We start from the raw sequence: 11325 nt of genomic DNA, 5'->3' as shown, positions 1-11325 counted from the left end.
GATCTTCGGCGCTATCGCACCGATCGCCTCCCATTGCGAAGCATGATCCTTGCCATGCTCCAGCACCATCCGCACCGCGCGTTCGCGGACCTCAGGTGAATATCTGTTCGATGTCTTCCGCTTTTCCATTGCTCCATCCTACTCAAGAGTTGGAGCCTCCGGGATTCCCGGCGCGGTTCACCGGCGCGCAGACAAATCCGCTTGGCGCACCACGCCGGCCATCAGCATCGCCTTCGCCAAGCGCTCCGGGTCCAACGCCGTCGTCATCGCGCACACGATCCGCGAACGCCTCACCTCGCTGCGCGGAAGATTGATCCCGCGCGATGTTGCGGTCACGATCACCCGCGACGATGGTCGCAGCGCCAACGCCAAGGTCAACGACCTATTGTTCCATCTGGCGCTGGCTACCGCTTCGATTGTGCTGCTGATCGCCTTCACCATCGGCTGGCGCGCGGCGGCGGTGACCGGGGTGGTGATTCCCACCACCGTGCTGCTGACCATCTTCGCGTCCTGGATCCTCGGTTTCTCGATCAACCGCGTCAGCCTGTTCGCGCTGATCTTCGCGATTGGCATCCTGGTGGATGACGCCATCGTGGTGATCGAGAACATCTCCCGCCACTGGGAGATGCGCGACGAGCGGACGCGCCTGCAATCGGCGATCGAAGCGGTTGCCGAGGTTGGCAACCCAACCATCATCGCGACATTGACGGTGATCACCGCGCTGCTGCCGATGCTGTTCGTCTCCGGCTTGATGTGCCCCTATATGGCGCCGATTCCGATCAATGCCTCGATAGCGATGGCATTTTCGTTCTTCATGGCGACGATCGCGGTGCCCTGGATGATACTGAAACTCGCACCACGCAATCGGCATGCTGGGTCACATCCTCATGCAGTCCGCAATAGCCTTGCGGGATGGTATTGGCGCATCGCCGAGCCGATGATCCGAACCCGCGGGCGCGCCCTGATCTTTCTGCTCGGCGTCGGTTTCGCCACGCTCGCAGCGCTCTCGCTGTTCTATTTCGATGTGGTGACGGTGAAGCTGCTACCGTTCGGCAACAACTCGCATCTGACGGTGGTCCTCGATCTGCCGGCCGGCGCATCGCTCGAAGCCACTGAGCAAACCCTGTTCGCGCTGGCGCGCCGCGCCGAGACCGTCCATGATGTCAGATCCGTTACGGCCTATGCCGGCACTGCCGGCCCGTTCGACTTCAACGGCCTGGTGCGGCACTACTACGCGCGGCAGGCACCAAACCAGGGCGAGTTGCACATCCTGCTGAAGCCACGCGACGAGCGTGACGAACTCACGAACACCATCGCCGGGCATCTGCGCGGGGCGGTGCGTACGGTCACCCTGCCGCCGGGGGCGACCCTGCAGATCGTCCAGTCGCCGCCCGGCCCGCCGGTGCTCGCTCCGCTGGTCGCCGAGATCTACGCGCCGAACGCCAAGCTCCGGCTTGCCGAGGCGCGCGAAGTCAAGCGTCTCTTCGCGCGCGTGCCCTATATCGCCGACATCCATGATTCCTGGGGCTACCGGCGGCCACAGCTCGACATCACCGTTGATCAGAGCAAGCTCAATTTCTACAAGGTCGAGCAGTCGGATGTGAATGCGACGATCCGTGACCTGCTCGGCGGGGTCGCGGTCGGCTACGCGTATCGCGGAGCGGAGCACCTGCCGGTCGACATCACCGTGGGTCTGCCGAATGACGGCCGCTCCTGGAACGACACGCTGGCGGCGACACCGATCCCGGCCAGTGCGATTCCCGGCGCGACATCCGTCGTCGAACTCGGCCAGATTGTCACCGCAAAACAATCGCAAGGCTCCTATTCGATCTATCGGCGCGACGGCCAGTTCGCCGACATGATCGAAGCCGATCTCGCGGGAAAATTCCAGGCGCCAATCTACGCGATTTTCGCGGTCGATCATCTGATCGCGCAGCATCATTGGACCAAGGCACTACCGAAACCAGCAATCGGCCTTGCCGGTGCACCACTGAATGACGCGACGCCGACACTGCGCTGGGCCGGCGAGTGGCGCGTTACCTATGTCACCTTCCGCGACATGGGGGCTGCGTTCATCGTCGCCCTGCTCGGAATCTATGTCCTTGTCGTCGGCCAGTTCCGCAGCTTCAAGATCCCGCTGGTGATCCTGACTCCGGTGCCGCTCACGCTGATCGGCATCATGCTTGGCCACTGGCTGCTCGGAGCGTATTTCACCGCGACTTCGATGATCGGCTTCATCGCGCTCGCCGGGATTATTGTGCGCAATTCGATCCTGCTCGTCGATTTTATCCGTCGCGGCCAGGACGGAGTCACTCCGCTACGTCGCGTGCTGCTGGACGCCGGCGCAATCCGTGCGAAGCCGATCCTGCTGACGGCACTTTCGGCGATGATCGGCGCGGCGGCCATCCTGCCCGATCCGATCTTCCAGGGCCTGGGGATCTCTCTGCTGTTCGGCTTGGCATCCTCGACGCTGCTGACCCTGTTGGTGATCCCGGCGATCTACGTGGTGCTGCGCGATGACGGCAAGCCGGCTTAAGCCGCACCGACTAGGCAAAATCGGTGCCACCATGGACGATCCGGTGCCCGACGCCGATCAGCGCATCGCCATCAAGATGCTGCCGCCACCCAATCGAGCAGCGGGCCAAGTGGATCCTTATGCGAGTGTTTCGCACCATTCGACCAGCGCCGTTCGATGATCAGCTTGCCGTCATGGTCGAAACCCTGGAAATGCGGCGCCTCTCCGACCCGTTCGATTCTGCCATGCGTGATTCTCGGATGATCCGCCATCGTCTCGAACAAGGCGAATTCGATACTGAGGAGACGGGAATGACGGTCAGGACCGCATTGGCCATGTCAAACTTTTCTTGTGCTCAAATTGCCGAAGCGTGACGCGCCGTCTCCGGGTCAAGATAAGCGTCGAAACACGAAGCCACATGGCGCAGGAACGGCCGTCCCGCTTCGGTGACCGAGATGACCGAACCGTCGCGCCGGATCAACCCATCCATGGCGAGCGACTCGAGCTTCGGCCAAACGTCATCAAATGTAGCAAAATCGACACCGGCATTCTTTGCAAGCCGCGCCACATCAACGGCAAGATCGCACATGATCCGCTCGATGATCGCGCGACGCAGACCGTCTTCTTCGGTCAAAGCGAGGCCGCGTGCGATGGCAAAACCAGCTTTTTCGATCGAAGCGAGATAATCGGCGGTCCGTGTCGCGTTCTGCGCGTAGCCTTGCGGGAGAGCCGAGATCGCGGATGCACCGAAGCCGATCAGCACATCGGCGTCATCGACCGTGTAACCCTGGAAATTACGCCGCAGCGCCGGTGTGCCGCAGGCGAGCGCCATGCGGTCGCTTGGTTTCGCGAAATGGTCGAGACCGATCCGACTATAGCCGGCTTCGGCGAGCATGGTCCCTGCGCGCGCCTGCTGGGCAAGACGCGCCACCGCGTCAGGCAGATCGTATTCGGCGATCACCTGCTGACGCTTCTGCATCCAGGGCACATGGGCATAACCGTAGAGCGCGACCCGGTCCGGGTCGATTTCGAGGACAGACTCAACCGTCGCCTCCAAGGACGCGACGGTCTGGTGCGGCAGGCCATAGACGAGATCGAGATTGATCGAGCATGCACCGGCCACGCGCGCAACCAAAGCGGCATGGCGTGTTTGCGCGACACTCTGGTGCCGGCCGATCGCATCCTGCACGGCCGGCGAGAAATCCTGCACGCCCAGGCTGGCACGGTCGATGCCGAGCGCGCGCAGATCGGACTCGGCAGTTGTGGGCAGGGTGCGCGGATCGATCTCGATCGCGATTTCGGTATCTGCATTGATCGTGAAATGTCGGCGTAGTGCTGCATCGATCGCCTGCATTGAGGGTGCGGGCAGAGCGGTCGGTGTGCCGCCGCCCCAATGGATCTGTCGGACCGGCAGGCGATGGCCGATCGCCGAAGCGACACGCGCGATCTCCGCCTGCACCGAGGTTGCATAGCGTTCCAGAGCCGTGACGCTGTTCATCACGCTGGTATTGCAACCGCAGAACCAGCACAGGCTGCGGCAGAACGGCACATGCAGATAGAGCGAGGCGGTAGCGCCGTCGGGGATCGCCGCAAGCCAGCGCCGATGCACGTCTCTATTGACACGCGCATCGAATTGCACAGCGGTCGGGTAGCTGGTGTAGCGTGGCAGGCGGCGATCGTAGCGGGCGAGCAGCGAGAGCGTGTCCATGCCGCGGAGAATAGGCGGTTCCGCCGCACCGTGCCTTGATCCTGATCAACGCGCAGTCGTGAAGTGCATGGTTTGCACCGGGAGCATCAGCACAAGAAAGGGCAACGTGCGGATCTGGGAGAGGGGCAGATTCCAGACCATCGTGGCCACACCTTACCGGCGATTGCGGCGATCCAGCGTTCGGAGACATCCGCGACCGCATTCGGCCCGAATTGTACGAGCCGCCGCGCGGCCTCCGTGCGGGTCAGACCGGGGTCCATGTCCTCTGTGGCGCCGCTCATTGGTCAGAACGAGCCGAAGGCGACACCACTGCTCGGATCGACGTTGTCGGGATTAACATAGATCATTCTGTCCACGACCGATTTCACTCCCTTTGTGTTCTCCGCGAGCACGATCAGCGCGCGCCGCTCGGCATCGCTGAAGATCGGACCCGCCAGGGTCGCAATCCCATCACGAGCCGTGATCACGACGCTACCCTTCGGCGCCCATTTCAACCGTGTGATGTTCTCATGGATCATTGTTGCCTTGGCATCGTCCGACATCACGTCGTCATCGACCACCAAAAGCCGGGTAATTAACGCCGCCAGAAGATTTTTCCGGGTCAGGAGGCCGATCAGCGCATCGCCGCGTACTACCGGCACCTGCCTGATCCGATGGATTTCCATCAAGTTCACCGCGTCCACAAGTGGGGTTTCGACTGTCACGGTCTTGACGTTCTCGGTCATGATTTCGCCGACGTAGCGCCCCCGCGTCTTGACGAATTGGCGCGCGGAGGTCTCGGGCGCGAAGAAGCCGTGCCACCAGTTGATTTCGGGCGCCGTGTCGAGTTCCGGCCGGCGCAGCAGGTCGCCATCGGTCATAATGCCGACCAACCTCCCATCCCGGTCGGTAACGGGTAGTGCGGAGAGATGCTGATCGAGCATGATGCGCCCGGCATCGCTCAAGGTGGTTCTGGGTTCGACCGTGACCGGTCCGACAGTCATGATATCGCGAATGTTCATGATCTCCTCCTGACAATCGCAGGAGGAGACTAGCAAAGTGGTGCACCGATGGTCTTGATCTCGATCAAGACCGGCTGGTCGCGAAAGCGGACAATCGGTCACGATCAAGGATTCTGACGCCGTGATCCTTGCCGACCTCGACGATGTTCTGCCGCTTCAGGGCGGAAAGAGCGCGCGAGACAGTTTCGAAGGTCAGGCCGAGGTAATCGCCGAGATCCGCACGAGTCATTGGCAGGGCGAGTGCTTGGGCCCCGTTCGGGCAAATCTCCGCGCGGTCGCTCCAGCCCAGCAGAAAGGAGGCAAGTCGTTCGATCGCGCTCTTGCGCCCCAGGAGGAGCATCTGCTCTTGTGCTAAGATCAGTTCGTGCGAGGCGACATCGAGCAATCGCCGTTCAAGCGCGGGAAACGTCGTGAATACCGAACGGAGTTCGGTGCGGTCGAACCTGCACAGCCGCACCTCATTGATCGCTTCGGCGGTGAAGGCATAGTGGTCGGCGGCGGCCAGGCCGACGAAGTCCCCCGCACCGACGAAACCGGTGATCTGCCGCCGCCCGTCTGGCAGATCCTTGAACAGTTTGGCCGTACCGCGATTGATGTTGAAGAAATGCCGTGCCTTGTCGCCTTCCGCGACAAACATCCGGCCTTTCGGGACGGTATGGGACTTCGCCACACTCGCTAGAAAATGCAGATCCTCGTCGGCCAGTGCGTCGCACAGGCCAATATGCCGTGCTTCGCAGCCGGCGCACAGTCCCGGAATGATGGCGTCCGAGAGATTGATCGATGAACGTCTGAGCCCGTTCCGATGATCCGACATCACTGGTCCTCTTGCCCGACCAACTCAAGAATTTGACATAAACCCTGGCGCTGCTCGACGCAAATCGACCCGGAATTTCCGTGTCCTCGTTGATTTCGATCAAGGCGATGGATGACAAACGGCGCGATATCGGATCATGTCCAAGACCACAGCGCCTGCGGGCCGCATCACCGAGGGGTGCTTCGTCGTCGAACCGATGACGGCCAGGCAGATCGGTCCGAGCTATCCGATCATCCAGATGGCACTGCCTCGTGTCAGCCGCGCGGACTGGCGGAGCTTCGCGCGGCGCACCATCGCCGCAATGTCCAGCCATCGCGGCATCCTGGTCATTCGACGGCGGGAACGGCCTTACCCGAGCGGCATCGCCTGTTATCGCTGCGAAACCGATCTATCGCACGGCCGGATATTGACGGCGCGCCCTCTGGCCGCGATCGACATTCTGAACACGGTACCGCTTTTCCATGGGCTGGTGGAGGGGCTCGTCACGATCGCGCGAGCGCATGACTGTCGTGCCCTGCGCGTGGCTTTAGCAAGCGGTGGCGCGATTGTGCCACTATCCGCGACGATCGGCTGGCCGATCGAAATCAGCGGCGAATACACGATCATTCTCTTGCCCCCGGCCGAACGAATGGTACAGTAAGGGCCGAGATGCGTTAGTTTGTTGCGGACAGTGTCGCCTGATGGCCTGCCAGAGCCTCGCGCAGCGCGGCTTCCTTGGAATGATCGAGCGAGGTGCGCAGCACCGTACCGCCGACACCCTGGAGATCATCGAACACCTTGTCTGCGGTCATCTTGCGCACGAGCAAGAACAGGGCGGCACTGCCGGGTTGCAGCACTTCTGCAAGATTCTTCATGAACCGGTCGTTGATGCCAAAATCACTCAACGCGCCACCGAGCGCGCCGGCACCGGCGCCGATCGCGACGCCAACCAGCGGCATCATGAACAGGAGGCCAATCAGAAAGCCCCAAAAGCTGCCGGAGGCGGCACCCGCCGCAGTGGGGTGAAACAACTGGTTGAGCCTGACATGGCCGTCCGGCTGCTTGACCGCGACCACGGCGTCACCGAGCTCGATCAGATATTCCTTCTGCATATCCAGCACTTTGCGCCGGACTTCTTCGGCTTTTGCCTCGGACGGAAAGGCGATGACGATCAGGTCGTTCATGTTTGCCTCATTTTATCATGTGGATGCCGTCATCATTGTGCACCGGCAGTCGGCCGCGAGCAATTCGAGCAATTATGGCACGATCCGGCAGGTTCGGACGGTCAGGGAAATCGCTTCTTCGTGTAGCGCCAGGCGATGATGTAGAACCCGAGATAGACGAAAGAGATGAAGACGATGATGCCTCGCCATCCATCAGTTCCTCGGGCGCGCTGTTGACGGCTCGAATCCGTGTGTGATTCAAGGATTCCGCCCTTTTTCTGGAGCGGGATCGAATGTCGGCGGCGAGTGGGATTGTTGTCTGGGCGGACGGCATCAAGGCCGAACTGAAGCAGCGGCTGCCCAGGCAACGCAAGACCCAACGCGACAAGCTCGCACTGCTGGTCGCCACCATGTTGCATGTCCGTAGCGCCAATCTGGTGGAACTCGCATCCGGATTGCCGCGCGAGTCGGATCGCTGGGACATGGGCTACCAGTGGATTTCCCGGTTCCTCGAAAACGACCTCGTCTCCTGCGACGCGGTCATGCAGCCATTCGCGGCCGATGTCCTGGCGCGGGCCGCCGAGGCCGGCGAGACAATCCCGCTGATCCTCGATCAGAGCAAGCTGTCGGATCGCCACTAGGTCTTGATGCTCAGCGTGCGCTGGGGCGAACGCGCGCTGCCTCTGGCGTGGCGCGTCGAGGAAACCGACGGCGCCATCGGATTTCCAACCCAAAGGAACCTGCTCGACGCCGTGCGGACATGGCTGCCAGCCGGGACCGGCGTCGTGCTGCATGCCGGTCGGTTCTATGGAACACCGGAGTTGATCCGCCTGTGCCGGGATCGCGGCTGGGACTATCGGCTGCGTTTGAAGGGCAACCTCATCGCGCGGATCGGCTCGCGCAAGACCAGCACTGGAGAATTGGCGACATCCGGCGGAAGCTACTTCGCGGACGTGACGCTCACCGGCAAGCGCGTCAGCACCAATATCGGCGTCATCCGCGATCCCGGACACAGCGAGCCGTGGATCATCGCGATGTCCGCCAAACCCAGCTATCTGACCACGCTCGATTATGGCAAGCGATGGGGCATCGAGCCGATGTTCTCCGACTTCAAGTCACGCGGCTTCGGCATCGAGCAGACCCAGATCCACTATCCCGACCGTGTCGCGCGCCTGATCCTGGTGATGGCGCTGGCACTTTATTGGGCGGTGTCCACCGGCATGTGGGACGCTGCCGAAAATCCCGCGCCCGCCAAAAAAAGCACCCCACCGTCAACCCCGCAAAGTCGCCAGGAGCAGGCTCTCCTGGTTCACCAGGGGACTGCGAAAGCTCATGAAACTCTTGCTCAGAGCTTCGCCGCTCCCGACACTTTGGATATGCCAACGAACTGATGGATGGTGAGCGATGATGCCTTCGAGTCCGCCGATCATGGCGTGTCCTCCATTTACACCGGTGTTCCTATCAGCCCGCCGACGCTGGCAGTCAACGCCATCGCCAAGGCACCCCAAAACAGCACGCGGACCGCGCCTTTGATTAGCCGCGCCCCGCCGGCCCGCGCAGCGAGGGCACCCAAAAGGGCGAGGAAAGCCAGGGAAGCTGTAGCGACAAAAGGGATCAAATCAGTTTGGGAGGCGACGACTGCGGTCAGCAGCGGCATAGTGGCGCCGGCGATGAAACTTGCCGCCGACGCCAGCGCGGCCTGCAGGGGCCGCGCCCTGAGAATCTCGTTGATGCCAAGTTCGTCACGCGCGTGCGCGCCTAATGCATCATGAGCCATGAGCTGATTGGCGACTTCTTTAGCAAGCTCAGCATTCAGTCCGCGTTGAACGTAAATCTCAGCCAGCTCTCGGTGCTCGGCTTCCTCGTCAACCTCGAGTCCCGTGCGTTCGAGCGCCAGATCCGTCTGTTCCGTATCCGCTTGGGAGCTCACCGAGACATATTCACCGGCGGCCATCGCCATTGCTCCCGCGACGAGGCCGGCAACCCCCGCGAGCAGTATGCTGCTTCGGGTGGCATGCGCGGACGCAACGCCAAGCACGAGGCTCGCCGTCGATACGAGGCCGTCATTTGCACCCAACACTGCCGCGCGCAGCCATCCCGTGCGGTGTGTGTAGTGATATTCCTTGCGCAAGGCTCTTCTCCACCACGTGTTGGCCCGGGGCCGAACAAGTGCTCCAGGTCGGGAGCCGAAGTTACCATCCGTCTGATTTTATCCACTCTCATGTTCGCCGTTTCAAGCTACAGGCGCAGAAATTCCTTGCTCGTTTTCCAGGCTGTTCAGCGTAGCCGCCGTTGGGCATGACAGGGGACACAAGACCACTATAGCCAAGCCGGTTGTCGAGGCCGATCACGGTCGCATCGAGACATGCACGGCGACCACGGTCTGTTCCGATATCGACTGGTGCTGCAGACGGACATCAATGGCCCGGCTTGATGGATCGAAAGCGCAAGCGGGAGCACGCCGCAGAGAATCGCGAAGGGATTGAGAAGATAACCGACGAAACTCTCGTCCTGGTAATATTGCACGTCCCAACCGAAATGGAACCCGACATCCTGAAGCACGTTGCCGAAGGCGGCGCCATAGATGATCATCGGCACCGCGCCCGAGATCAGGAACGCCCAGTTCCAGGTGTCGCGCCAACGCGTAGCGTCGACCTTTGAGCGATATTCGAAGGCGACCGGGCGCAGGATCATGCTGAACAGAAGCAGGATCGTCACGATATAGAAGGTCGAGAACGAAGTCGCGTACCAAGGTTGGGAAGGCGGCGAAGATCGCACCGCCGCCCAGGATGAACCAGACCTGATTTCCGTCCCAGTGCGGGCCGATGATGGCGGGCACGGGCCATCGCTAACTCGTCGGTCTCGACGATATCATCGAGTTGGCCTTCCCGGCCGAGTATCGACCACACGGCGTGGCCAATTCGCCAGGCCGTCGATTGATCGAAGCCGTTTTCGACTATTCTTGTTAAGATCGATATAGATAGCCAACCAAAAGCACGGCGCCGCAAGATTGCAGGAATGACGACAGCCACCATGCCAAACGCATGGAAGACGGTGAATCTCGTTAGAGCCAGTGCATAGCGAGCCGGCCTCGCACACCAGTGGCGGCAGAACTGGAAACCCCGCCTCCGCCATGAGCCCGCCCTCCTGCTATTTTCATGTTGTGTCGCAACAACAATAACCTCCCCATATGCACACGCAGAAGGCGGGCATGCCTTGATCTAGATCAAGGCATGCCGACGCGATCACGCACATTCCTCGAAGAGCCGGAGAAAGTTGGGGGTATGATGGCTATTACGATCTACCGTTTCAGATGCTCGACAAGCCTACGATTGCAGCGGGAAAGCTAGAGCATAATCCTGGCTTCGTCCCCGGGCAGTGAAGCATGAGCAGTGGTTTGTTCCGCCTCGGCCGAGGTCCAAGGGGCAAGCCGCTCGCGGGCGAGGGTTTCGGAATAGCTCAGATCTGCCGTGCAATCGGCGGGCAAGCGCATCGTATGGAGGCTAAGCACATGTCGCGTATTGATGAGTCAAAAACTTTCGTGCCGGTCTCGATCGCCGTGCTGACCGTGTCGGACACCCGCACGGCATCGAACGATACGTCGGGCAATGCGCTGGCCGAACGAATCGAGGCTGCCGGACATCGGATTGCGGCGCGCGCGATCCTGCCGGACAACGCGGACATGCTCGAATCTATCCTGAGAAAGTGGGTCGCGGACCCTGCGATCGATGTCGTAATCAGCACCGGGGGTACGGGCGTCACCGGCCGGGACGTGACGCCCGAAGCGTTTGCCCGCGTGGTGGACAAGGTTATCGAAGGGTTCGGTGAATTGTTCCGGGTGCTGAGCTATCAGAAGATTGGTACATCGGCGATCCAATCCCGCGCGGTCGGCGGGGTGGCTGGTGGAACCTATCTGTTCGCGCTACCCGGCTCCCCGGACGCGGTGAAGGACGGTTGGGATGATATCCTGCGCTTCCAACTCGATGCCCGGCATCATCCGTGCAACCTAGGGTGTGTCGTCAATTAAGCCAGATAGCGGTGGCGGTGAGGTGGACGCCTGCGAGGAAGTTTCTGGCGGTTTTGTCGTAGCGCGTTGCAATGGCGCGGAATTGCTTGAGTTTGGCAAAGAAGTTCTCGATCAGGTG

At 61.3% G+C, this 11325-nt stretch carries 12 protein-coding genes and 3 pseudogenes; 6 read left to right on the top strand and 9 right to left on the bottom strand.

The annotated features are described in order from the left end of the window. Nucleotides 1–129 (bottom strand): annotated as a pseudogene (locus tag AiwAL_RS17955) (IS3 family transposase); the annotation flags it as partial. 97 nt (nucleotides 130–226) lie between these two features. On the opposite strand from AiwAL_RS17955, the gene AiwAL_RS17950 reads away from it, so the two are divergent. Genes AiwAL_RS17950 through AiwAL_RS17940 form a run of 3 tightly spaced genes read left to right on the top strand, consistent with a single transcriptional unit; the run spans nucleotide 227 to nucleotide 2889 of the window. Continuing rightward, a complete protein-coding gene (locus tag AiwAL_RS17950; RefSeq protein ID WP_262313230.1) occupies nucleotides 227–2536 on the top strand; it encodes an efflux RND transporter permease subunit in 2310 nt (769 codons plus the stop codon). 31 nt (nucleotides 2537–2567) lie between these two features. Then, nucleotides 2568–2696 (top strand): hypothetical protein, encoded by a 129-nt coding sequence (locus AiwAL_RS17945; protein ID WP_262313225.1) that lies wholly within the window; start codon nucleotides 2568–2570, stop codon nucleotides 2694–2696. Nucleotides 2697–2709: 13 nt separating this feature from the next. After that, nucleotides 2710–2889, top strand: a complete 180-nt coding sequence (locus AiwAL_RS17940) for a hypothetical protein (RefSeq protein WP_235706165.1) — start codon at nucleotides 2710–2712, stop codon at nucleotides 2887–2889. Here AiwAL_RS17940 and hemN read toward each other — a convergent pair. The 4 genes from hemN to AiwAL_RS17925 form a co-directional block, all read right to left on the bottom strand. Beyond that, complete coding sequence (hemN, locus tag AiwAL_RS17935) at nucleotides 2871–4223, bottom strand: oxygen-independent coproporphyrinogen III oxidase (protein ID WP_262313224.1); 1353 nt, start codon at nucleotides 4221–4223, stop codon at nucleotides 2871–2873. The genes AiwAL_RS17940 and hemN overlap by 19 nt on opposite strands. An 86-nt stretch (nucleotides 4224–4309) precedes the next feature. Beyond that, on the bottom strand, nucleotides 4310–4483 hold the full coding sequence (locus tag AiwAL_RS20475; RefSeq protein ID WP_408851902.1) for a cation-transporting P-type ATPase: 174 nt from the start codon (nucleotides 4481–4483) through the stop codon (nucleotides 4310–4312). A gap of 24 nt (nucleotides 4484–4507) precedes the next feature. Beyond that, the gene (locus AiwAL_RS17930) at nucleotides 4508–5326 is read right to left on the bottom strand and encodes a CBS domain-containing protein (protein ID WP_262313229.1); all 819 of its coding nucleotides are present in this window, start codon (nucleotides 5324–5326) and stop codon (nucleotides 4508–4510) included. Then, entirely contained in the window at nucleotides 5289–6038 is a 750-nt protein-coding gene (locus AiwAL_RS17925) for a Crp/Fnr family transcriptional regulator (protein WP_235706167.1), read from the bottom strand. The genes AiwAL_RS17930 and AiwAL_RS17925 overlap by 38 nt, the downstream gene beginning before the upstream one ends. A gap of 136 nt (nucleotides 6039–6174) precedes the next feature. On the opposite strand from AiwAL_RS17925, the gene AiwAL_RS17920 reads away from it, so the two are divergent. Continuing rightward, a complete protein-coding gene (locus AiwAL_RS17920) occupies nucleotides 6175–6678 on the top strand; it encodes a hypothetical protein (protein ID WP_262313223.1) in 504 nt (167 codons plus the stop codon). A gap of 13 nt (nucleotides 6679–6691) precedes the next feature. Here the strand turns inward: AiwAL_RS17920 and AiwAL_RS17915 are convergent, their stop codons facing one another. Continuing rightward, nucleotides 6692–7201: a DUF1269 domain-containing protein gene (locus AiwAL_RS17915; protein ID WP_235706169.1), complete on the bottom strand. Its 510-nt coding sequence runs from the start codon at nucleotides 7199–7201 to the stop codon at nucleotides 6692–6694. Nucleotides 7202–7473: 272 nt separating this feature from the next. Here AiwAL_RS17915 and AiwAL_RS17910 point away from each other — a divergent pair. Beyond that, nucleotides 7474–8475: pseudogene (locus AiwAL_RS17910) on the top strand (transposase); the annotation flags it as partial. A gap of 149 nt (nucleotides 8476–8624) precedes the next feature. On the opposite strand, the gene AiwAL_RS17905 reads toward AiwAL_RS17910, so the two are convergent. Together AiwAL_RS17905 and cydB are read right to left on the bottom strand one after the other, a co-directional pair. Next, nucleotides 8625–9311, bottom strand: coding sequence for a VIT family protein (locus AiwAL_RS17905; RefSeq protein WP_262313222.1), 687 nt, complete (start codon nucleotides 9309–9311; stop codon nucleotides 8625–8627). Nucleotides 9312–9595: 284 nt separating this feature from the next. Next, a pseudogene (gene cydB / locus AiwAL_RS17900) lies at nucleotides 9596–10010 on the bottom strand (cytochrome d ubiquinol oxidase subunit II); the annotation flags it as partial. Nucleotides 10011–10691: 681 nt separating this feature from the next. Between cydB and moaB the strand changes: the two are divergent. Further along, nucleotides 10692–11207 carry a molybdenum cofactor biosynthesis protein B gene (moaB, locus tag AiwAL_RS17895; protein ID WP_262313228.1) on the top strand — a complete coding sequence of 172 codons (516 nt, stop codon included), beginning with the start codon at nucleotides 10692–10694 and terminating at the stop codon, nucleotides 11205–11207. Here the strand turns inward: moaB and AiwAL_RS17890 are convergent. Further along, nucleotides 11200–11325, bottom strand: a 126-nt coding sequence (locus AiwAL_RS17890; protein WP_262312567.1) for a transposase, incomplete at its 5' end; no start/stop codon positions are given. The genes moaB and AiwAL_RS17890 overlap by 8 nt on opposite strands.

The organism is Acidiphilium sp. AL (genome assembly GCF_025499445.1).
Taxonomy (GTDB): domain Bacteria; phylum Pseudomonadota; class Alphaproteobacteria; order Acetobacterales; family Acetobacteraceae; genus Acidiphilium; species Acidiphilium iwatense.
Note: the sequence above shows the minus strand (reverse complement) of the source record. Positions and strands in the feature narration are given on the sequence as shown.